Raw genomic sequence first — 20,971 nt, 5'->3', positions numbered from 1 at the left:
AGTCTAAGCCATGATCACCAAGCGCCAGTTGGCCGGACTGGGCCTCGGAGCCGCCGCGGCCGCCGTCGCGGCCTGCGCCCCGACGGTCCGTCTGGAGGTTGCGCCCATCCAGATCTACGCCAAATTGGACGCAGACGTGCGCGTCCGGCTGGATCAAGAGTTGCAGCAGCTGCTGCAACAGAACCCCAACCTCTTCTGATCGCCTCGCTTTTTCCTGAAAGGACAGGCTGACATGAGCTTTCGCAGATTTATCGCCGTCGGCGCCGTCGCCGCCGCCGTCTCCATGGCCGGCGCCGCCCTGGCTCAGACCAGCGCCCAAAAGGCCATGATCGATCAGGCCAAGGCCGCCGGGGTCGTCGGTGAACAGGCGGACGGCTATCTGGGCTTCCGCACCTCAAGCGCCGACGCCGATCTGCGCGCGGCCGTCGAAGCGACCAACGCCGGCCGCCGCGCCGCCTACGCCCGCAGCGCCGCCGATGCGGGCGCCACCCCCGACGTGGCCGGGGCCCGGATGTTCCAGAGCCAGCTTCTGCCCCGGATTCCGGCCGGCCAATGGTATCGAAACGCCCAGGGCCAGTGGGTCCAGCGCTGAGGTCTTGGGCGATCTGACGCCTCAGGCCGCCGCTCGCCGCGCCGAAAGCGCGGGTTTCAGCAGTCCCTCCGCCAGGGCGCGCACCACCGGCACGGCGACGGCGTCGCCCATCAGCTTCAGGGCCGCGCTCTGGCTGGGCGGCAACAGATAGTCGTCCGACACGCCCATCAGGCGCGCCGCTTCGCGGCCGGTCAGCCGCCGCACCCGGGCGCGTCCCCCGTCGCAGACGACGACATATTGGCGCGACGAACCGCCGGCCGGCGTTCTGAGGCAGCCCGCCAAGCCGTCGAACCGGATTTCGAGCCGTTGGACCTTGCGGTCGTTTTCTCGGCGGACCCTGCGATAGGCGGCGCCGACCGTGCGCCGTCCCGAGGCGATCGCCGCCTCCAGACGGGCGCGGTGCAGCGGAGCGGCCAGGGCCAGGATCGCCTCGCCGTCGTCCAGCCAGACGGCGGTCTCGTCCGTTTCCAGAAGGGCGCCGAGATCAAGATTGCGGCGCGACGGGACCGGCAGGCTCCACCAGGCCCAGGCGTCACGCGCCGCCTGCGGCAGACGGGCCTGGGCCGCGATCAGCCGGGATGAGTGGAAAGGGCCGTTCGGCGCGCGCGTCTGCGGCGCCGCCGCAGCAATCTCTTCGGCCATGGCGACGACGAAAAGGCGCGGGCGTGACTGGGGCAGCCAGTGGGCGGCGTCCATTTCCAAGGCCCCGATCCGCCAGCCGCCAGCCGCCATGGCCGTGCAGACGGCGGCGAAGTCCTCTCCCTGCGCTGCGCCCGAGGTCAGCAGACCGATCACATTCTCCAGAACGATGATCCCGGGCGCGCGTCCCTCGCGCGACAAGCCCTCGATCAGACGCCAGAAACCCCAGAAGGCGCCGGACCGTCCCGCCGTCAGCCCGCCGCGCCCACCCGCCAGGCTGACGTCCTGGCAGGGGGACGAAGCCCAGGCCAGGTCCGGTGCGCCGGGCAGGTCCGCCGTCGTCAGGTCCCAGACGTCGCCCAGATGAAACGGGATCCGTGGATGATTGGCCGTGAAGGCGGCCGCCTTTGCCCGGTCCATATCGTTGGCGAAGACGGTCTCTATTCCCGAGACGCCGCCGGGATTCGCCCCGTTCAGGCCGAGGCCGGCCAAACCGCCGCCGGCGAAGAACTCGTATGCGGTCAGGCGAATCGACATTCCCGCACCATAACTCAGCCGCCGCCCTTGACCGAAGAGGATGTCGCCCACACTTGCTGGCCAATCGAGAGAGGTCTCCGCATGCGCCCGATCCCCGCCGCCCTGACGGCGATCATTCTGGTCCTGCCCCTGCTGGCGGGCTGCTATGATCGCAAGGATCAAGCGCCGGAGGCGGCGCCGCCGCCCGAGCCCGCCCCCGTGCTGGCGGGCGTCGATCTGGGCAAGCCGGTGCGCGCTCTCGGAACCGAACCCTTCTGGAGCGTCGAAATCACGCCGGACGGCCTGACCTACACCCGTGTGGATCAGCCGGCGCAGCATGCGCCGAACCGGGGCGCCACGGTGCAGGGCACGGTTGCGACCTACGCCACCTCGACCGATCTGAACGAAGCGCTAAACGTCGTCCTGATCGCCACGGAATGTTCGGACGGCATGAGCGATCGCGCCTATCCGCTGACGGCCAAGGTCGAGATCGGCGACGACACCCTGACCGGCTGCGCCGCCTCGGTGGCGGCGTTGGCAACCAGAGACGAGGCCGGCTGAGTCACAGCTAGGCGCCTATCTTCAGTCGGCCGCTGCCCCGATGATCGCCTGTCTGAGCCAAGACGCCACCGCCTGAACCCTTTCGTCCTCCCAAGCTTCAGGGGTCGCGGCCAAATGGTATGGTTGCCCCAGGAGAATCGGACCGAAGGGATTGACCAGAAGCCCCGCTTCCAACTCGGGTCGCGCCAGCTCAAGGGCCGCGATTGCGGCGCCCCGGCCCGCTGTCGCGGCGGCCAACGCATGGGTGTCGTCAGAGAAGCGAGCGCCCTTTTCCACGGCCAATCCGCTTAGCCCAGCCTCCGTCGCCCATCGCTTCCAATCGGGGTCGTCCCCGGCGCGTCTCCAGTCGATATGAAGCAAGGGGACGCTAAACAGGTCGTCGACGCGGGTCAGGCGGAGACGAGGGCTGCTGACCACGCCGAAACGTTCCGAGACGAGCGGTTCTGACACCAAGCCGGAAAAGGGGCCGGCTCCATAGCGCACCGCCAGATCGGCTCCGCCTCCGTTGAGATCGACCACGGCGTCGCTCGCGTGGAGCCGCAAATCCAAATCGCCGGCCTGGAAATCTGCGAGGGCCGGGATCAGCCGCCGCGCGGTGAAGAGGACGGGCGCGGTCAAGGTCACCGCCTTTCGCCGGTCGTGCTGCCGGATGTCCGCAAGCGTTCGTTCGAAGGCGTCGAAGCCGCCCTGGAGGGTTGGAAGAAGCGTTTCGCCGGCCTTCGTCAAGACCACCCGGCGGACTAGGCGAAGGAAGAGCGGCTGTCCCAGCCACTCTTCCAAAAGGCGGACCTGATGGCTGACAGCGGTCGGCGTCACGCAAAGCTCTTCGGCCGCGCGCCGGAAGCTCAGACATCGGGCGGCCGCCTCGAACGCGCGCAAAGCCCCCAGGGGCGGCAGTCTTCGCTGTGTCACTACGGATGAATCCATTTCACCCATCCATCGAAAATTTTGCGTTCGTCAACCGTACCTACAGAAAAATAAGCTCGCATGTCTTCCATATCACGTGAGTTCAGCTTGTCATGAGCCCCTCCATCCTAGACCCAATTCGCCTGCTTCACATCGACTCCAGCGCACGGCAGGGAGAGTCCGGGCGCGACAAGCATGGATCGCATACCCGCCGCCTCAGTCGACGTTTCATCCATCGTTGGAGGGAGATGAGGCCGCAGGACATCGTCGATTATCTTGACGTGGGACGGACGCCGCCGACGCCGGTGAGCCAGGCCTGGATCGCCGCCGCCTTCTGTCCGCCTGAACTGCGCACGGAAGCTCAGAAGGTCGTATTGGCGGAGAGCGACGCCTTGACTGACGCCTTGATGAAGGCGGATCTCGTCGTCATCGGCGCGCCCATGTACAATTTCGGATTGCCCGCACCGCTAAAGGCTTGGATCGACAATGTGGTGCGTGTCGGGGTGACCTTCGGTTTCGATCGCGCGCGATCAGACGTTCCCTATTGGCCTATGCTGCCGACAGGCAAGCGTCTGATCATTCTGACGGCGCGTGGTGACTATGGTTATGGACCGGACGGCCGTTTGGCGCACATGAATCTCGTGGAGGCGGGGCTGAAGATTCCCCTTGCCTACATCGGTCTTTACGAAAGCGAAGTCGTCGCCGTTGAATACGACGAGTTTTCCGACGATCGTCTCGCCGCCTCGATCTCGGAAGCCGAGATGTCCGTGGATGCTTTGGTCGATCAGTTGGCCATGGCAGAGTACCCCGCCACTTGAGGCGGCCCGACGCTTCACCACCAGTCGGCTTCGCGCAGGGTGCGGGCGTAGCGGCGGCTGACCGGGACGTTCAGCCCGCCCTCCAAGGTCAGGGTGGCGCGGCCGTCGCCGCGCTCGACGCCGCGCACGGCCGAACGGGCCACCCACCAGCTGCGGTGGGTGCGGGCGCCTTCCAGTCCCTCCAACTCTTCGACCGCGTCGGACAGGCGCATCAGGATCAGGTCCGAGCCGCGATCGGTGTGAAGGCGCAGATAGTGGTCCTCGGCCTGAACGGCGTAGAGGGTCGCGCCCTTCAGCCTGGGGGGCAGGCGATCCAGAAAGCGCGCCGGACGCGTCGGCTGGCTGGGCGGCGCGGCGTGGGTCTGAACCGGCTGGGCGCGGCCCAGGAAGACATTGACCGTCGTCACCGCCAGGGTGACGATCAGGACCGGGCCGAACAGCTGGGGCAGGGCGGACAGGGGATAAAGGCGCTGGGCGAAGAAGAGACCCGTCGCGGCCCAGATGATCAGGCTCAACGGGCCGGTGATCACCGCCGTCATCAGGCCGATCGTCAACCAGGGCCGGTCGTCCACGTCGATGAAGCGCGTGACCAAGCCGCTGCACAGATGGCCCCAAAGGCCGCCCAGGATCATCATCAGAACCCAATAGGCCAGCCGTTCCAGATAGGGCGCGCCGGCGCTGCCGAAGGCGCCGGTCGAGGCCAGAAAGACGCCGACCAGGACCGCCACGACCAGGCCCCTCAGAAAGGTTCGACGGCGGTCGTCGGCGGGTGACGTCATGAGGGCCTTCTACGTTCGGAGTCCGATCTGAAACCATGATTTCCTCCAGGGCGGAAGGGGGTGGGCGTTCGCGAAACCGAGGTGGGCGTTCACGCAGGGGCGGATGCGGAAGGACCGGACCCCGGGCAGGAGGGCCGCCTTCATCCGGAGTTTTCCCGCCATGTCCCCCCGTCTCGCCCGTCATCTGCCGTCCGCCGCCGGTCTCTTCCTGCTGGGCGTTCCGATCCTCATCTATCTGACCCGAGACAATGGTCAGATCGCACGGCTGGGTTTCCGTCCGCACGCGCCGAAGCTGGACCTCTTGGCCGCCGCGCCGACGGCGATCCAAGTTCATGTGGCGGCCGCCCTGACGGCCCTGGCGATCGGGATCGTGCTGCTGATCGGGGTGAAGGGCACGCGGCTGCACCGGACGCTGGGCTGGGCCTGGGTGGCGGCGATGGGAACGACGGCGATCAGCTCCTTCTTCATTCACGCCATCAATCCCGGCGGACCTGCGGGCCTGTCCTTGATCCATCTGCTCAGCGGTTGGACGGTGGTCGGCCTGCCCATGGCGGTCTACGCCGCCCGTCGCCATAGGGTGCAGGCCCATCGGCGGGCCATGACCTCCATGTTCGTCGGAGGACTGATCGTGGCCGGCCTTCTGACCTTCCTGCCCGGCCGGCTGATGTGGGCGGTCTTCTTCAGCTAGAAGGCGACAGTCCCGCCACGGCGCGAAAGCCGGCCGCCGCGAACCGGACCATATAGTCGCCGGCCGTCTGAAGATCCCCGGATCGGGCGCGACCGCCCGACAGTCGGTCCAGACGTCCGGTCTCGCCCAGGGTCAGGGTCAGGGCGCCCGACAGATTGTGATAGCCCCAGTAGAGATCGACCTCGCTGGCCTCGGGCAGGACCTGGGCGATCAGTTCGATCAGCCGCCGGATGGCCGGGTCGAAATAGCGGGCCATGGTTTCGCCGCCGAAGGTCGGGTTGGCGTTGGTCTGGGCCACCAGGGCGGAATAGTGTTTCCAGCCCGGCCCGCCCTTGAGCGACCATTCGAACGGCGGTCGCAGAAAGGCTTCCAGCAGCCCCTCCAGCGTCATGGGCCGCCCGGTCTCCTCAGCCTGGGCGGCGTAACGGTTGATGGCGGCGACTCGTTCATTGTTCCAGACCTCGGCGCGACGCAGAAAGACCGCGTCGAACAGGTCTCGCTTGGCCCCGAAATAATAGTGGACCAGGGCGGTGTCGACGCCGGCCTCACGCGCCACCTCGCGGATGGTGACGCCGTAGAAGCCGTGTTTGGAAAACAGATCCTCGGCCGCATCCAGGATCAGCTCGCGGGTTTCACCCGCCGCCTTGGCCTGGGCCTTGGGCGGACGGCCGCGCCGCGCAGGCGTCGCATCCGGCGCGGCCGTCTTGCGCCGGGCGGCGGCGACGGGACGGGGCGCGGCGGGGATCTGGCTCATGGCGGCGACGCTAGAGCATGATCGTTTCGGACGGAACCGCTTTGCGGTTCCGACAGAAGCGTGAATCATGCTCTCGCTTTAATCTGGAGCCTGATTCACCGTTTCAGCCGAACCGCGAAGCGGTTCCTCCTCAACGGATCAGGCTCTAGGCCAGGGCCGGCGCCGGTGCAACGGCGCCACGCTGCACGGTCCGTGTGGGCGGATGACGACGTTGCGGCAGCCCCGGGGTTTGACAGACGGTCGAAACCGGGTCAGGTTCAAGAAAATCATTGAACGCTGAATAAAAGCGTCAACCAGGCTGGAAACGACAAAGGGGTTAAGGATCATGAATCGTCATGTGAAGTGCGCGCTGCTGGCCGGCGCGGCGTGGGGCGTGCTGGCGGGGGCTTCCACGGCCCAGGACGCCGAGGCGGCGGCCCAGGCGGCCAACGCCGGACAAGCCAATATGGTGGACGACATCGTCGTCACCGCCCGTCGGCGCGACGAACAGCTGAAGGACGTGCCGGTGGCCGTCTCGGCGCTGAGCGCCGAGCGGCTGGAACAGACGGGCGCGACCAATATCACCGCCCTGCAGCAGCAGACGCCGAACGCCACTGTTCAGGTCGCGCGCGGCTCCAACTCGACCCTGATCAGCTTCATCCGCGGCGTGGGCCAACAGGACCCGCTGTGGGGCTTCGAGCCCGGCGTCGGCCTCTATATCGACGACGTCTATGTCGCCCGTCCGCAGGGCGCCGTGCTGGACATCTTCGACATCCAGCGCATCGAGGTGCTGCGCGGGCCGCAGGGCACCCTCTACGGCCGCAACACCATCGGCGGGGCGATCAAATATGTGACCAAGCGCCTGGGCGTCGATCCCAGCCTGACGGCGCGGGCCGAGGTGGGCTCGTACAATGAGCACAACTTCCTGCTGTCCGGCTCGGTCCCCGTCGGCGACACCTTCGCGATCGGGGGCGCGGTCGCCACCTATCAGCACGACGGCTACGGCCAGAACCTGAACACCGGCCAGGATCAGTATGACAAGGACGTCACCGCCTATCGCGCCAGCGCCGAGTGGACGCCGAACGACAGCCTGTTCTTCCGCCTGGCCTGGGACCGGGTCGAGGACGATTCCAGCCCGCGTCACGGCCACCGCGAGGTGAACTCGACCACCGGCGGCTATACGCCCCCGGCCAACGAATACGATACCTATGCCGGGATCACCGGCGAGCAGAAGGTGGTCACCGAGGGCGTGTCCCTGACCGGCGAGTACCGGGTCAACGACATGCTGACCCTGAAGTCGATCACCGCCTATCGCTCGGGCGACACCCAGACCATCATCGACTTCGACCAGACGCCCCTGCCGACCCTGGACGTGCCGGCCATCTATTCGGACGACCAGTTCACCCAGGAGTTCCAGGCCCTGTTCACCGGCGACCGCTGGTCGGGCGTGGCCGGCGTCTTCTATCTGGACGGCACCTCGTCCGGCGCCTTCGACACCATCGCGGGCAATCTGGGTCTGGCCATTGCGGCGGCGGGATCGGTGGACACCAAGTCCTTCTCGGTGTTCGGCGACTTCAGCTATGACCTCACCGACCGGCTGCACGTCTCGCTGGGCGGACGCTACACCAAGGACGACAAGGACGCCTCGGTCCTGCGCCTCTTCTATCTGGGCGCGACCCGCACCCCCTATACCGGCGGGACCGACCGGGCGATCTTCGCCACCCGGACCAACTATTCGGCGTCCGACACCTTCGAGAAGTTCACGCCGCGCGCCAGCGTCTCGTATGACTTCAGTGAAGACATCACCGGCTACGCCTCGGTCAGCCAGGGCTTCAAGTCGGGCGGCTGGGACATGCGGGGCGACGCCGCCCTGGTGCCGCAGACGGTCGACGGCTACCAGCCTGAGACGGTCACCACCTATGAGCTGGGCCTGAAGGGTTCGGCCTTCGACCGACGGATGAACTTCGCCTCGGCGGTCTTCTATTCCGACTACAAGGACCAGCAGATCACGACCCAGCAGGTGGCCACGCCCCCGGCCGTCGGCATCGCCTCGGTGGTCGACAACGCCGGCGCCTCGACCATCTACGGCTTCGAGCTGGAAGGTTCGGCCTTCCTGACCGACGACATCACCGCCAACTTCTCGCTGGGCTATCTGAAGAACGAGTTCGACGAGTTCATCACCCGGATCACCGGCACGCCGGTGGATATTTCGGACACGCGCGAGCCGCAGAACTCGCCGGAATGGTCGGCCTATTACGGCATGACCTGGCGGGGCGACATTATGGGCGGGGAGATCCGGGTGACTCCGTCGCTGTCGTACCGGTCCGACTACCACCTGTTCGACACGCCGGACCCCATCCTGGACCAGGACGGCTATGTCCTGGCCGACGCCAGCGTGGTGTGGACGGCGCCCAGCCGGCGGTGGGAGGTCGGTCTGTTCGGCCGCAACCTGACCGATGTCCGCTACAAGGTCGGGGGCTACAGCTTCCCCGGCGCGACCTACAACAACTCGATCAGCGCCTTCTACGGCCCGCCGACCACCTATTCGGCTCGCCTGACCTACCGGTTCTGATCGCCGAAGACGCCTGACGGAGGGCGGCGGTCCAAAGGCCGCCGCCCTTTGCTTTGCAGGGGGCGGACTTGCGGCTAGGCTCGCCCCAACAAGAAGAACATGTCGAGGGAAACGCCGATGACGACCGACACCGTGACGGAGGCGCCCGCGCCGCATCGACCGGGCTACCGCTTCTATGTGCTGGCGGTGCTGATCCTGATCTACATGCTGAACTTCCTGGATCGGCAGATCATCGGCATTCTGGCGGCGCCGCTGAAGGAAGAGTTCGGCATGTCCGACAGCCAGTTCGGTCTGTTGGGCGGCATCGCCTTCGCCTCGGTCTATTCGACCCTGGCCATTCCCCTGGCCTGGCTGGCCGACCGGTTCAGCCGGGTCTGGATCATGACCGGGGCGCTCGCCGTCTGGTCGGGCTTCACCGCCCTGTGCGGCATGGCCGGCTCGTTCGGCCAGCTGTTCCTGTGCCGGATGGGGGTGGGCGTGGGCGAGGCGGGCGGGGTGGCGCCGGCCTATTCGCTGATCGCCGACTATTTCCCGCCGCATCAGAGAGCGCGGGCCCTGGCCGCCTTCGCCTTCGGGATTCCGCTGGGCATGGCGGCGGGGACCCTGGTCGGTGGGCTGCTGGCGGCGACCTACGGCTGGCGCACGGCCTTCATCGTCGTCGGCCTGTCGGGTCTGCTGGTCGCGCCCCTGCTGCGGCTGACGGTCAAGGATCCCAAGCGCGGCGGAACCGATGCAGTGAAGACCGAAGCCCAGGTCGCGGCTCTGGCCGCCGCGCCGGTCGGGACGGATCGGGCGGGCAAGATCGCGGCCCAGATCATGCTGGGCCTGGGCGCCGGTCTTCTGGTCCTGGGGGGGCTGGACTGGCTGCTGGGTCTGTCGCTCGGCAATCCGCTGGTGCTCGCCTTCGGCGGCCTGCTGGCTGGGGTGATCGGCGCCTCCTTGATGGTCGCGCGGCGCACCGCATCGGTCGTGATCAAGAAGCCCAGCTTCTGGCTGCTGGCCCTGGGCGCGGCCTCGTCCTCCGTATGCGGCTATGGCGTCGCCGGCTGGTTGCCCCTGTTCTTCATGCGCAGTTTCGACCTGAGCCTGCGCCAGACCAGCTGGTACTATTCGGGCATCGCCCTGATCGGCGGCCTCCTGGGCATTTGGCTGGGCGGAATGATCGCCGACAAGCTGTCGAAGAAGGGCAAGGGCGCCTATCCCCTGACCCCGGCCGTGGCCTTTCTGATCTCGGCGCCCTGTTTCATCCTGGCGATGAACTCGCCCTGGCTGATCGGCCTCGTCCTGCCGGGCGGGGGCAGCCATGCGCAGCAGCTGATCCTGGCCTTCCTGATCTTCCTTCTGCCCACGGGGTTGAACCTGGCCTGGCTGGGGCCGATCACGGCGGCGGTCCAGCATCTGGTCCCGGCGGCCATGCGCTCCACCGCCTCGGCCCTGTTTCTGCTGATCAACAATCTGCTGGGGATCGCGGTCGGCTTCTACTACTTCGGCTGGATGAGCGACCTCCTGGCGCCCCGGTTCGGGGAGGAGAGCCTGCGGTGGGCCATCTACACCGGCATGAGCTTCTATGTGCTGGCGGCCATTCTGCTGTTTGGGGCCTCGCGGACGCTGAAGCGGGACTGGGTGGACTGAAGGGTCATAATCAGACGGTTGCACCTGCGAAGGCGCGGGGCCTATAAGCCCCGCAAACTCTTCCCAGCAAAGATTGCGGCGGTCTCCATGAACATCCACGAATATCAGGCCAAGCAGGTTCTCAAGGGCTTCGGCGCCCCCGTCGCCGCAGGCGTGCCCATCACCTCGGCCGATCAGGCCGAGGCCGCCGCCAAGCAACTGCCTGGCCCGCTCTATGTGGTGAAGTCGCAAATCCACGCCGGGGGCCGCGGCAAGGGCAAGTTCAAGGAACTGCCGGCCGACGCCAAGGGCGGCGTGCGCCTCGCCTTCTCGATCGAGGAAGTCGTCGCCCACGCCAAGGAGATGCTGGGCAACACCCTGGTCACCGCCCAGACGGGCGAGGCCGGCAAACAGGTCAACCGCCTCTATATCGAAGACGGCGCCGACATTGATCGTGAGCTGTATTGCTCGCTGCTGGTCGATCGCGCCTACGGCCGCATCGCCTTCGTCGTCTCGACCGAAGGCGGCATGGACATCGAAACCGTCGCCCACGACACGCCCGAGAAGATCCAGAACATCGTCATCGACCCCGCCACGGGCGTGACCGACGCCGACGTCGCCGCCATCAACGCCGCCTACGGCCTGACGGGCGCTGCGGCCGAAGACGGCAAGTCGCTGTTCCCCGCCCTGTACAAGGCCTTCGTCGAGAAGGACATGGACATGCTGGAGGTGAACCCGCTGATCGTCATGAAGGACGGCCATCTGCGCGTCCTGGACGCCAAGGTCAGCTTCGACGGCAACGCCCTGTTCCGCCACGAAGACATCCGCGCCCTGCGCGACGAGACCGAGGAAGACGCCAAGGAAATCGAAGCCTCCAAATGGGACCTGGCCTATGTCTCGCTGGACGGCAACATCGGTTGCATGGTCAACGGCGCCGGCCTGGCCATGGCGACGATGGACATCATCAAACTGTACGGCAAGGAGCCGGCCAACTTCTGCGACGTCGGCGGCGGCGCCGGCAAGGAGAAGGTCGCGGCGGCCTTCAAGATCATCACCGCCGACCCGAACGTCCAGGGCATCCTGGTCAACATCTTCGGCGGCATCATGAAGTGCGACGTCATCGCCGAGGGCGTGGTCGCGGCCGTGAAGGAAGTGGGCCTGAAGGTGCCGCTGGTCGTGCGTCTGGAAGGCACCAACGCCGAACTGGGCAAGAAAATCCTGAACGAGTCCGGCCTGACCATCCAGGCCGCCGACGACCTGGACGACGCCGCCCAGAAGATCGTCGCGGCGGTCGGCTAAACGTCAAGAGATCGTCTTTGATGCTCTGACGGCGGCGCTGCTTGCAGCGTCGCCGTTTCTCGTTGCGGAGGGCTGCGACGCCCCGCCATAGTCGTCGCCTATGGACGGAGGGAGCCTTGCCGGATTTCGAAGTGGTCGCGATGGCTTTGGCGCCCGCGCGTCATCTCGCGGCCTTCACCGACCATTATCGGGCTAAGCACCCGGCGCGGATCAGAATCTATTTCGACGGCGAGGATGCACCTGACCCGGTCCAGGTCGGGCTCGATCCCAAGGATCTTATCGTCTGCGACGCGGCCTTCTGGACGACGCGCGGTGGTCGGCCCCAGGCGGTCGAGGATCGCCAGAGGGTCGTCTATGCCGAGGCCTATTCCACCCTGGCCTCCGATTGGCTGCTGGTCGTGGACATCGACGAGATGATCCTGGGCGATGTCGACGTGTCCGCTGTGCTCGGCGCCGTGGCGGCCGAACGCGAGGCGGTCATCTTCCCCTCGCTCGAGGCGGTGTGGCGGGCCGGCGACGACCTGACGCGCGAGTATGGAGCCACGCTGGCGCGCAAACCCTATCACGGCCCTTTGTCGGACCAGTTCGCAGACCTGATCTATCCGGGACGCGGGCGCTTCTTCGTTCGTGGTCTTCTGGCGCATCACATGGGCAAGCACGCGGTGCGGCGTGGCCTGCCTGACGTCATGGTCTGCATCCATGAGTCCAAGCGCGGGGACCGGCCGTTGAAGGCGGCGCGGGCGCGCGATCCCGGGACGGGGCGCACGGCCTGGCTGCTGCATCACGACGCCATCGGCTTGGACGCCTGGCGGGCCAAGTGGGACCGGCGCGTCGCGGCGGGCGACACCGCCGAAATGGGGCGCCGTCGCCGCCGCCAGCAGGCGGCCTATGTTCAGGCGCGAGAAGCGGGTGAGGAAGCCGCCCTGTTCGCGGACCTCTACGCCCTGAAACCCTGGCAGCAGGCGATCTTGCGACGGCTCGGGTTGTTACTGAATATCTGACCGGGCTTGCCTGGTCTGTCCACGCGGCCTATGTGCTCCACATAACCCGTGTAAGCCGCCCCGCTCGCGAACATGACCCGCAACATCACCCTCGCCATAGATGACGCCCTGCTCGACAAGGTGCGTGTTCTGGCCGCTATGAAGCGGACCAGCGTCAATGAGATGGTGCGCGGTTTCCTGGCTCGACTGGTCGAGGAAGAAACGGAACACGACGAGGCGACCGAAGCCTTGCTGAAGCTGGCCCGCGAAAGCGAAGGCCGGATGGGCGACTGGCGCCCCGCCAGAGAAGATGCATATAGCGGCGAGCCTCGTTTTGATCGCTGGCGCTGACGTCTTCCTGGACACCAACATCCTGATCTACGCCGCGCTCGGTTCTGTCGATGAACCGGCGAAGTACGATCGTGCGCTTGAACTTCTGACCCGACGCTTCGGCACCTCGGGTCAGGTTCTGGCCGAATTCTATGTCACCGCCCAACGCAAGGGTGCGCGCCCTCTGACTCCGGAGGAGGCGCAGGAGTGGGTGTTTCGGTTGTCCAAGAAGCCCTTCCAGCCCATCGACTACAGGGTGGTCCGCAGCGGTATCGAGAACGCCCAGCGTTACATGATTTCCTACTGGGACGGCGCCATCATCGCCGCCGCCGAACGGCTGGGCGCCAAGGTGCTCTATTCCGAAGACCTCAATCACGGTCAGACCTATGGGTCGGTCCGTGTCGAAAACCCCTTCCTTCCCGCCTAACCCAACAAGCGAGACTCCATGTCCATCCTCGTCAACAAAGACACCAAGATCATCGTCCAGGGCCTGACCGGCAAGACCGGCGGCTTCCACACCGAACAGGCCCTGGCCTATCACGGCACCCAGATGGTCGCCGGCGTCCACCCGACCAAGGGCGGCACGAACTGGACCGGTTCACACGGCGAAACCCTGCCGATCTACGCCTCGGTCGCCGAAGCCAAGGACGCCACGGGCGCCGACGCCTCGGTCATCTATGTCCCGCCGTCAGGCGCCGCCGCCGCCATCATCGAAGCCATCGACGCCGAAATCCCCTTCATCACCTGCATCACCGAGGGCATTCCGGTGATGGACATGGTCAAGGTCAAGCGCCGGCTGGAAGGCTCCAACTCCCGCCTCTTGGGCCCGAACTGCCCGGGCGTCCTGACGCCGGACGAGTGCAAGATCGGCATCATGCCGGGCAATATCTTCAAGAAGGGCTCGGTCGGCATCGTGTCGCGTTCGGGCACCCTGACCTATGAGGCCGTGTTCCAGACCACCAATGAGGGCCTGGGTCAGACCACGGCCGTGGGCATCGGCGGCGACCCGGTCAAGGGCACCGAATTCATCGACGTGCTGGAGATGTTCCTGGCCGATCCCGAAACCACCTCGATCATCATGATCGGTGAAATCGGCGGCGGCGCGGAAGAAGACGCCGCCCAGTTCCTGATCGACGAGGCCAAGAAGGGCCGCAAGAAGCCGATGGCCGGCTTCATCGCGGGTCGCACGGCGCCCAAGGGCCGCACCATGGGCCACGCCGGCGCCGTCGTCTCGGGCGGCAAGGGCGATGCGGAATCCAAGATCGCGGCGATGGAGGCCGCCGGCATCCGCATGTCGCAATCGCCGGCCCGTCTGGGCAAGACCCTGGTGGAAGTGCTGAAGGGCTGAGACCCGTAAGCGGCGTAGGCATCGCCTCACGCATCAAAAATGCCGGTCTCGGCAGGATGGGACGCCCTCGGCTTCGGCCGGGAGCGTTTTTCTTTCGCATGCGACCAATTTCTCACCGAATTGCCCCGTTTCGGTCATGACCCATAAGGAAAGCGGGCCTATATGACGGGCGCGCCCCTCACGGAGATGTGTCCGCAGGGGCCAGGGAATAGACGAGAACAATGGCGGACGATGCGGGTCGGCTGAACCAGGTCTTTGCCGAGACCTCCTTCCTCTACGGGTCGAACGCGGCCTATATCGAGGAGCTGCACGAGAAATGGGCCAATGATCCCGGCTCGGTCTCGGCGGAATGGAAGGCTTTCTTCGATCAACTGCGCGACAACGCCGCCGCCGTGAAGGCCTCGGCCGAGGCCGGCGGCTGGGGCCGCGCCGCCGTCGCCGAGCCGACCGAGGCGACCGCCGTATTCGACGGCCGCTGGCCGGCGCCCAAGCCTGATTCCAAGAAGCCCGGCGCCCCGGCGCCCGCAGCCTCCAAAGCCGCGCCGGCCGAGGCCTCGCCCGAGGCGATCCGCGCCGCCGCCCACGATTCCATCCGCGCCCTGATGCTGATCCGCAGCTATCGCGTGCGCGGCCACCTCCAGGCCAATCTGGACCCGCTGGGCATCGAACAGCCCGTCGAAAACCCTGAATTGACGCCGGAATTCTACGGCTTCAGCGGCGCCGACCTGGATCGGCCGATCTTCCTGGACGGCGTCCTGGGCCTGCAGACCGGCACCATCCGCCAGGTGCTGGACATTCTGAAGCGCACCTACTGCGGCAATATCGGCATCCAGTACATGCATATCGCTGAGCCGGAGGAGAAGGCCTGGCTTCAGCAGCGGTTCGAGGGGCCGGACAAGTTCGAGCAGAACGCCTTCACCAAGGAAGGCAAGCTGGCCATCCTGAACAAGCTGATCGAGGCCGAGGGCTTCGAGCGCTTCCTGCACAAGCGTTTCCCCGGCACTAAGCGGTTCGGCCTGGACGGCGGCGAGGCCATGGTCCCGGCCCTGGAGCAGGTGATCAAGCGCGGCGGCAATCTGGGCGTCGACGAGGTGGTGCTGGGCATGGCCCACCGCGGCCGCCTGAACGTGCTGGCCGCCGTCATGGGCAAGCCCTACAAGGTCATCTTCCACGAGTTCCAGGGCGGCTCGGCCGTGCCCAGCGACATCGAAGGCTCCGGCGACGTCAAATATCACATGGGCGCCTCTTCGAACCGAGAGTTCGACGGCAACCACGTCCACCTGTCGCTGACCGCCAACCCGTCGCACCTCGAAATCGTCAACCCGGTCGTTCTGGGCAAGGCGCGCGCCAAACAGGCCTTCGACATCCGCGAGGCCAACGCCGGCAAGCCCGAGGCCGAATGGGCGCTGGACCGTTCCAAGGTCGTGCCCCTGCTGATCCACGGCGACGCCGCCTTCGCCGGCCAGGGCGTGGTGGCCGAATGTTTCGCCCTGATGGGGCTGAAGGGTTACCGCACCGGCGGCACCCTGCATTTCGTCATCAACAACCAGATCGGCTTCACCACCAGCCCGCGGAACTCGCGCTCGTCGCCCTATCCGTCGGACGTCGCCCTGATGGTCCAGGCGCCGATCTTCCACGTGAACGGCGACGATCCGGAAGCGGTCGTCTTCGCCGCCAAGGTGGCGACGGAGTATCGTCAGAAGTTCCACAAGGACGCGGTGGTGGACATGTTCTGCTACCGCCGCTTCGGCCACAACGAAGGCGACGACCCGACCTTCACCCAGCCGCTGATGTATTCGAAGATCCGCGCCCAGCCCTCGACGCGCGAACTCTATTCGCAGCGCCTGATCGCAGAGGGCGTGATTTCCCAGGCCGAGGTCGACGCCGAGATCGAGCGGTTCGAGAAATTCCTCGACGAACAGTTCGAGGCGGGCAAGACCTTCAAGGCGGACAAGGCCGACTGGCTGGACGGCCAGTGGAAGGGCATGGGCGCCGCCAAGGAAGAGCTGCGCGGCGATACGGCGGTGCCCCTGGCCAAGCTCCAGGACCTGGGCGCGCGCCTGACCACCATTCCCAACAGCGTCGACATGCACAAGACGCTGAAGCGGGTCATCGAGGCTCGCCGCGAGGCGGTCTCGACCGGCGAGGGCCTGGACTGGGCCACGGCCGAGAGCCTGGCCTTCGCCTCACTGGTGGACGAGGGCTTCCCCGTGCGCCTGTCCGGCCAGGATTCGGTGCGCGGCACCTTCTCCCAGCGCCACTCGGGCATCATCGACCAGACGACCGAAGAGCGGTACATGCCGCTGAACAATCTGCGCGAAGGCCAGGCCAATTTCGAGGTCATCGACTCGGCCCTGTCGGAAGAGGCGGTGCTGGGCTTCGAGTACGGCTATTCCCTGGCCGACCCGAACACCCTGGTGCTGTGGGAAGGCCAGTTCGGCGACTTCGTGAACGGCGCCCAGGTGGTGATCGACCAGTTCATCACCTCCGGGGAACGCAAGTGGCTGCGGATGAGCGGCCTGACCATGCTGCTGCCGCACGGCTATGAAGGTCAGGGACCGGAACACTCCTCCGCCCGCCTGGAACGCTTCCTCCAGGCCTGCGCCGAGGACAATATCCAGGTCGCCAACTGCACGACCCCGGCCAACTATTTCCACATCCTGCGTCGCCAGATGCACCGGCCGTTCCGCAAGCCGCTGATCCTGATGACGCCCAAGTCGCTATTGCGTCACAAGAAGGCGGTCTCGCCGCTGCGCGACCTGGCCGAGGGTTCGTCCTTCCACCGCGTGCTGCACGACGACGCCCAGACCCGTCCGGACGTCGCCGGGATCAAGATCAAGGCGGACAAGGACATCCGCCGCGTGATCCTGTGCTCGGGCAAGGTCTATTACGACCTGCTGGACGTGCGCGAGAAGAAGATGAAGGAAGGCCAGGCGGTGGACGACGTCTACATCCTGCGTCTGGAACAGTTCTATCCGTGGCCGATCCAGTCGCTGCGCAAGGAACTGGCCCGCTTCCCGAAGGCCGAACTGGTCTGGTGCCAGGAAGAGCCGAAGAACATGGGCGGCTGGACCTTCGTCGATCCGTGGCTGGAGCTGACGCTGGACAAGCTGGACGTCGCGGCCAAGCGCGCCCGCTACGTCGGACGGCCCGGCTCGGCCTCCACGGCCGCCGGCCTGATGAGCCGGCACCTGAAGGAGCTCGAGGCCTTCACCAACGAAGCCTTCGCCTGATAAGCGTTTAAGACAGACCTAGAGACAGCTGGACCCGACATGGCCGACATCCTGACCCCCGCCCTCGGTGAATCCGTCACCGAAGCCACCATCGCGAAATGGACCAAGAAGGTCGGCGACGCGGTCAAGAAAGACGAACTGCTCGTCGAACTGGAGACAGACAAGGTCTCTCTGGAGGTCGTGGCTCCGGCCGACGGCGTCCTGGGCGCCATCAACGCCGCCGAGGGCGACACCGTGGCGCCCGGCACGGTCCTGGGTTCGGTGACCGAAGGCGGCGCGGCCGCCGCCGCCCCGGCCGCTGCTCCCGCCAAGGCCGCCAAGGGCGAGCCCAAGGCGGCGGCTCCCGCCGCCGCCGCTTCCAGCATCGACATCACCGTGCCGGTGATGGGCGAAAGCGTCGCCGAGGGCTCGATGGGCAAGTGGCTCAAGAAGAGCGGCGAGGCGGTCAAGAAGGATGAACTGCTGGTCGAGATCGAGACCGACAAGGTCGCGGTCGAGGTTTCGGCCCCGGCCGACGGCGTCCTGACCATCGCCGCGGACGAAGGTTCGACCGTCACCCCGGGCCAGAAGATCGGTTCAATTGCCGCCTCGGGCGCCGCCGCTGCGGCTGCGCCGGCCGCCGCTCCGGCTGCGGCCCCGGCCAGCACCGGCTCTGCCCAGGTATCTAAGAACGAGACCCTGTCGCCCGCCGTCCAGCGCGTGGTCGCCGAGAACAACCTGGACCCGAGGGCCATCGCCGCCACGGGGCCCAAGGGCAATATCACCAAGGGCGACGCCATCGCCGCGATCGGGGCCGTTGCGGCCGCGCCGGCGCCGGCCGCCGCACCTGCCGCCCCGCGCGCCCTGGCCCCGCGCGAGGAGCGGGTGAAGATGACGCGCTTGCGTCAGACCATCGCCCGTCGCCTGAAGGAATCCCAGAACACGGCCGCCCAGCTGACCACCTTCAACGAGGTGGACATGACCAATGTCATGGCCCTGCGCGCCCAGTACAAAGAGGTGTTCGAAAAGCGCCACGGGGTGAAGCTGGGCTTCATGTCCTTCTTCACCAAGGCGGTGGTCGCCGCGCTTCAGGAAATCCCGGCGGTCAACGCCGAGATCGACGGCACGGACATCATCTACAAGAACCACTATGACATCGGCGTCGCTGTCGGCACCGACAAGGGTCTGGTGGTTCCGGTGCTGCGCGACGCCGACACCCTGAGCCTGGCCGGTATCGAAAAGGGCATCGGCGCCCTGGGCAAGGCCGCCCGCGACGGCGCCCTGACCATGGACCAGCTGCAGGGCGGCACCTTCACCATCACCAACGGCGGCACCTATGGGTCGCTGATGTCGACGCCGATCCTGAACGCGCCCCAGTCCGGCATCCTGGGCATGCACAACATCGTCCAGCGTCCGATGGCCATCAACGGCGAGGTCAAGATCCGGCCGATGATGTATCTGGCCCTCAGCTATGACCACCGCATCGTCGACGGCAAGGAGGCCGTGACCTTCCTGGTGCGGATCAAGGAGCTGCTGGAAGACCCGCAGCGGGCCCTGCTGGACCTGTAAGAAACTGAAAAGGCGGCGATTTCGCCGCCTTTTTTGTTGGGCCTGATGTCGGGCCGAGCCCGTAGTGTCGAATATCGACGTTTGTGTCTTGGCGACGTCAGAGGTGGAGTCATTGCGTGACTACGGGTTCTTCCGCACTGACAAACCGCCCAAAAGGCGCGCCCTATTCTCGCCATGGAATGGGCGGCGCGCGCGATAGGGGTGTTCTACGTCTTGGGCGGTCTGATGCTTCTGTATCAGGCCTGGCTCAACTGGCGTCTGCAAAGGGCCTTGTCGGGCCTGGTCGCCATTCCCGTCGCCGAGCAGTTCGGCGATGGCGTGATCGTTCTGGCCGGCGTACTGGTCATGCTTTCTGGCGCGGCCCTGGCGGCCCTCAGCGGCTGGGCTGTCGTCGCCTTCATGGCGGGATGGACGGTCCAGGCGCTGTATCTGCTCTGGACCGATCATGTCTCTCGTATCGGGGAGCCTGAGGCCGTCAGCGGACGCCGCCAGTCAGTCTACGCCTTTACCGGCTACACCGCCGCCACCGGGATCGTCCTTTGGCTCCCGACGGTCGGCGTGCTGGGCTGAATAGGGGCGGCCTGGACGTGGCTGCGACGACAATTTGGCAAGGGCGGCAAGGTCCCGGCAGGGTCGCACCCGATCATCGTTAAAGAAACCGAGCCCGATCCCGCGCCCAGGGGAGGCGTGGACGACGCGGACCCAGGCGAAAACCAGGCCTAGCCGAACTCGGCCTCCAGGTCCGCAAGGCGGGCGGCCTGGTCCTCGGCGATCAGGGCGTCCAGCAGGGGGTCGATGTCGCCCTCCAACACCTGGGGCAGGCTGTGCAGGGTCAGGCCGATGCGGTGGTCGGTCACCCGCCCTTGCGGGAAGTTGTAGGTGCGGATCCGTTCGGACCGGTCGCCAGACCCCACCTGGGACTTGCGCGAGTCGGCGCGGGCCAGATCCTTGGCCTGGCGCTGCATGTCGTACAGGCGGACCCGCAGGTTCTTCATCGCCTTGTCCCGGTTCACGTGCTGGGACTTTTCGGACGAGGTGACGACGATGCCGGTCGGCAGGTGGGTGATCCGCACGGCCGAGTCGGTCTTGTTGACGTGCTGACCCCCCGCGCCCGAGCTGCGGAAGGTGTCGATGCGGATGTCCTGGTCGCGGATCTCGATCTCGACGTCCTCGACCTCGGGCAGGACGGCGACGGTGGCGGCTGAGGTGTGGATGCGGCCGCCGGCCTCGGTGGTCGGCACGCGCTGGACCCGGTGGACGCCGCTCTCGAACTTCAGCCGGCCGAACACGCCCTCGCCGGTGACGGTGGCGACGATTTCCTTGTAGCCGCCGGCGTCGCCTTCGGAGACGCTGTCGACCTCGACCCGCCAGCCCCGGGTGGAGGCATAGCGCGAATACATGCGGAACAGGTCGCCGGCGAACAGGGCCGCCTCGTCTCCGCCGGTGCCGGCGCGGACCTCCAGCACGGCCGAGGCGTTTTCATCGGCGTCGCGCGGGGCCAGCAGCAGGGCCACGTCGCGCTCCAACTGCGGCAGGCGGTCGGTCAGGTCGCGCAGCTCCTCCTGGGCCATGGCGGCCATTTCGGGGTCGGACGCCATCACCTCCAGATCGGCCATTTCGGCGCGGAGCCGGGCCAGGCCCTGGACCGCGTCGGCGACGGGCTTCAGCTCGGCGTGTTCCTTGGACAGGCGGACGATCTCGGCCCCGTCGGTCGCCGCGCCCATCCGGGCCTCCACCTCGTGGAAACGGTCGAGCACCTGATCGAGACGGGCCTGGGGCAGACGCAAGGCGGAACCATCCTGGGACAATGAGAGGGGC

At 66.6% G+C, this 20,971-nt stretch carries 20 protein-coding genes; 15 read left to right on the top strand and 5 right to left on the bottom strand.

Features of this window, described 5'->3' with window-relative positions; all coding sequences use genetic code 11:
• Nucleotides 1-10 precede the first annotated feature (10 nt).
• Both JMT67_RS10240 and JMT67_RS10235 read left to right on the top strand, forming a co-directional pair.
• Complete coding sequence (locus JMT67_RS10240) at nt 11-199, top strand: YnbE family lipoprotein (protein ID WP_054764280.1); 189 nt, start codon at nt 11-13, stop codon at nt 197-199.
• Nucleotides 200-232: 33 nt separating this feature from the next.
• On the top strand, nt 233-592 hold the full coding sequence (locus JMT67_RS10235) for a DUF1318 domain-containing protein (protein ID WP_191558435.1): 360 nt from the start codon (nt 233-235) through the stop codon (nt 590-592).
• Between the two features lie 21 nt (nt 593-613).
• On the opposite strand, the gene JMT67_RS10230 is transcribed toward JMT67_RS10235, so the two are convergent.
• Entirely contained in the window at nt 614-1,768 is a 1,155-nt protein-coding gene (locus JMT67_RS10230; protein WP_201463393.1) for a DNA cytosine methyltransferase, read from the bottom strand.
• Between the two features lie 81 nt (nt 1,769-1,849).
• Between JMT67_RS10230 and JMT67_RS10225 the strand changes: the two genes are divergently transcribed.
• On the top strand, nt 1,850-2,308 hold the full coding sequence (locus JMT67_RS10225) for a COG3650 family protein (protein ID WP_233455856.1): 459 nt from the start codon (nt 1,850-1,852) through the stop codon (nt 2,306-2,308).
• 21 nt (nt 2,309-2,329) lie between these two features.
• Here the strand turns inward: JMT67_RS10225 and JMT67_RS10220 are convergent, their stop codons facing one another.
• A complete protein-coding gene (locus tag JMT67_RS10220) occupies nt 2,330-3,235 on the bottom strand; it encodes a LysR substrate-binding domain-containing protein (RefSeq protein ID WP_201463392.1) in 906 nt (301 codons plus the stop codon).
• A gap of 92 nt (nt 3,236-3,327) precedes the next feature.
• Between JMT67_RS10220 and JMT67_RS10215 the strand changes: the two genes are divergently transcribed.
• On the top strand, nt 3,328-4,032 hold the full coding sequence (locus JMT67_RS10215; RefSeq protein WP_183216581.1) for an FMN-dependent NADH-azoreductase: 705 nt from the start codon (nt 3,328-3,330) through the stop codon (nt 4,030-4,032).
• 14 nt (nt 4,033-4,046) lie between these two features.
• Here the strand turns inward: JMT67_RS10215 and JMT67_RS10210 are convergent, their stop codons facing one another.
• The gene (locus tag JMT67_RS10210; RefSeq protein ID WP_182713864.1) at nt 4,047-4,811 is read right to left on the bottom strand and encodes a LytTR family DNA-binding domain-containing protein; all 765 of its coding nucleotides are present in this window, start codon (nt 4,809-4,811) and stop codon (nt 4,047-4,049) included.
• A gap of 160 nt (nt 4,812-4,971) precedes the next feature.
• On the opposite strand from JMT67_RS10210, the gene JMT67_RS10205 reads away from it, so the two are divergent.
• Nucleotides 4,972-5,499 (top strand): DUF2306 domain-containing protein, encoded by a 528-nt coding sequence (locus tag JMT67_RS10205; protein WP_182713865.1) that lies wholly within the window; start codon nt 4,972-4,974, stop codon nt 5,497-5,499.
• Here the strand turns inward: JMT67_RS10205 and JMT67_RS10200 are convergent.
• A complete protein-coding gene (locus JMT67_RS10200) occupies nt 5,492-6,253 on the bottom strand; it encodes a TetR/AcrR family transcriptional regulator (RefSeq protein ID WP_182713866.1) in 762 nt (253 codons plus the stop codon). The genes JMT67_RS10205 and JMT67_RS10200 overlap by 8 nt on opposite strands.
• A gap of 325 nt (nt 6,254-6,578) precedes the next feature.
• Between JMT67_RS10200 and JMT67_RS10195 the strand changes: the two genes are divergently transcribed.
• From JMT67_RS10195 to JMT67_RS10150, 10 genes are all read left to right on the top strand, one after another.
• On the top strand, nt 6,579-8,804 hold the full coding sequence (locus JMT67_RS10195; protein WP_201463391.1) for a TonB-dependent receptor: 2,226 nt from the start codon (nt 6,579-6,581) through the stop codon (nt 8,802-8,804).
• A gap of 117 nt (nt 8,805-8,921) precedes the next feature.
• Nucleotides 8,922-10,436: a spinster family MFS transporter gene (locus tag JMT67_RS10190; protein ID WP_183216587.1), complete on the top strand. Its 1,515-nt coding sequence runs from the start codon at nt 8,922-8,924 to the stop codon at nt 10,434-10,436.
• Nucleotides 10,437-10,523: 87 nt separating this feature from the next.
• Nucleotides 10,524-11,714 (top strand): ADP-forming succinate--CoA ligase subunit beta, encoded by a 1,191-nt coding sequence (gene sucC / locus JMT67_RS10185; protein ID WP_201463390.1) that lies wholly within the window; start codon nt 10,524-10,526, stop codon nt 11,712-11,714.
• 116 nt (nt 11,715-11,830) lie between these two features.
• A complete protein-coding gene (locus tag JMT67_RS10180) occupies nt 11,831-12,715 on the top strand; it encodes a hypothetical protein (protein WP_152949166.1) in 885 nt (294 codons plus the stop codon).
• Nucleotides 12,716-12,787: 72 nt separating this feature from the next.
• Nucleotides 12,788-13,045 (top strand): ribbon-helix-helix protein, CopG family, encoded by a 258-nt coding sequence (locus JMT67_RS10175; RefSeq protein WP_054764270.1) that lies wholly within the window; start codon nt 12,788-12,790, stop codon nt 13,043-13,045.
• Entirely contained in the window at nt 13,029-13,451 is a 423-nt protein-coding gene (locus tag JMT67_RS10170) for a PIN domain-containing protein (RefSeq protein WP_182713871.1), read from the top strand. Before JMT67_RS10175 ends, JMT67_RS10170 begins: the two co-directional genes overlap by 17 nt.
• Before the next feature lie 18 nt (nt 13,452-13,469).
• Entirely contained in the window at nt 13,470-14,372 is a 903-nt protein-coding gene (gene sucD / locus JMT67_RS10165; protein ID WP_054764268.1) for a succinate--CoA ligase subunit alpha, read from the top strand.
• Between the two features lie 221 nt (nt 14,373-14,593).
• Complete coding sequence (locus tag JMT67_RS10160) at nt 14,594-17,605, top strand: 2-oxoglutarate dehydrogenase E1 component (RefSeq protein ID WP_201463389.1); 3,012 nt, start codon at nt 14,594-14,596, stop codon at nt 17,603-17,605.
• A 39-nt stretch (nt 17,606-17,644) separates the two neighbouring features.
• A complete protein-coding gene (gene odhB / locus JMT67_RS10155; RefSeq protein ID WP_201463388.1) occupies nt 17,645-19,153 on the top strand; it encodes a 2-oxoglutarate dehydrogenase complex dihydrolipoyllysine-residue succinyltransferase in 1,509 nt (502 codons plus the stop codon).
• A gap of 225 nt (nt 19,154-19,378) precedes the next feature.
• Complete coding sequence (locus tag JMT67_RS10150) at nt 19,379-19,723, top strand: hypothetical protein (RefSeq protein ID WP_201463387.1); 345 nt, start codon at nt 19,379-19,381, stop codon at nt 19,721-19,723.
• 149 nt (nt 19,724-19,872) lie between these two features.
• Here the strand turns inward: JMT67_RS10150 and prfA are convergent, their stop codons facing one another.
• Nucleotides 19,873-20,940: a peptide chain release factor 1 gene (gene prfA, locus JMT67_RS10145; protein WP_183216599.1), complete on the bottom strand. Its 1,068-nt coding sequence runs from the start codon at nt 20,938-20,940 to the stop codon at nt 19,873-19,875.
• Between the last annotated feature and the right edge of the window lie 31 nt (nt 20,941-20,971).

The organism is Brevundimonas aurantiaca (assembly GCF_904830995.1).
GTDB classification, from domain to species: Bacteria; Pseudomonadota; Alphaproteobacteria; order Caulobacterales; family Caulobacteraceae; genus Brevundimonas; species Brevundimonas aurantiaca.
The sequence above is the reverse complement of the archived record's forward strand: the minus strand, read 5'-3'. Positions and strand labels throughout refer to the sequence as shown.

Excerpts from the sequence above, each read along its gene's own strand:
- JMT67_RS10240 (WP_054764280.1), top strand. The coding sequence starts at position 11 with ATGATCACCAAGCGCCAGTTGGCCGGACTGGGCCTCGGAGCCGCCGCG.
- JMT67_RS10235 (WP_191558435.1), top strand. The coding sequence starts at position 233 with ATGAGCTTTCGCAGATTTATCGCCGTCGGCGCCGTCGCCGCCGCCGTC.
- JMT67_RS10230 (WP_201463393.1), bottom strand. The coding sequence starts at position 1,768 with ATGTCGATTCGCCTGACCGCATACGAGTTCTTCGCCGGCGGCGGTTTG.
- JMT67_RS10225 (WP_233455856.1), top strand. The coding sequence starts at position 1,850 with ATGCGCCCGATCCCCGCCGCCCTGACGGCGATCATTCTGGTCCTGCCC.
- JMT67_RS10220 (WP_201463392.1), bottom strand. The coding sequence starts at position 3,235 with ATGGATTCATCCGTAGTGACACAGCGAAGACTGCCGCCCCTGGGGGCT.
- JMT67_RS10215 (WP_183216581.1), top strand. The coding sequence starts at position 3,328 with ATGAGCCCCTCCATCCTAGACCCAATTCGCCTGCTTCACATCGACTCC.
- JMT67_RS10210 (WP_182713864.1), bottom strand. The coding sequence starts at position 4,811 with ATGACGTCACCCGCCGACGACCGCCGTCGAACCTTTCTGAGGGGCCTG.
- JMT67_RS10205 (WP_182713865.1), top strand. The coding sequence starts at position 4,972 with ATGTCCCCCCGTCTCGCCCGTCATCTGCCGTCCGCCGCCGGTCTCTTC.
- JMT67_RS10200 (WP_182713866.1), bottom strand. The coding sequence starts at position 6,253 with ATGAGCCAGATCCCCGCCGCGCCCCGTCCCGTCGCCGCCGCCCGGCGC.
- JMT67_RS10195 (WP_201463391.1), top strand. The coding sequence starts at position 6,579 with ATGAATCGTCATGTGAAGTGCGCGCTGCTGGCCGGCGCGGCGTGGGGC.
- JMT67_RS10190 (WP_183216587.1), top strand. The coding sequence starts at position 8,922 with ATGACGACCGACACCGTGACGGAGGCGCCCGCGCCGCATCGACCGGGC.
- sucC (WP_201463390.1), top strand. The coding sequence starts at position 10,524 with ATGAACATCCACGAATATCAGGCCAAGCAGGTTCTCAAGGGCTTCGGC.
- JMT67_RS10175 (WP_054764270.1), top strand. The coding sequence starts at position 12,788 with ATGACCCGCAACATCACCCTCGCCATAGATGACGCCCTGCTCGACAAG.
- sucD (WP_054764268.1), top strand. The coding sequence starts at position 13,470 with ATGTCCATCCTCGTCAACAAAGACACCAAGATCATCGTCCAGGGCCTG.
- JMT67_RS10160 (WP_201463389.1), top strand. The coding sequence starts at position 14,594 with ATGGCGGACGATGCGGGTCGGCTGAACCAGGTCTTTGCCGAGACCTCC.
- odhB (WP_201463388.1), top strand. The coding sequence starts at position 17,645 with ATGGCCGACATCCTGACCCCCGCCCTCGGTGAATCCGTCACCGAAGCC.
- JMT67_RS10150 (WP_201463387.1), top strand. The coding sequence starts at position 19,379 with ATGCTTCTGTATCAGGCCTGGCTCAACTGGCGTCTGCAAAGGGCCTTG.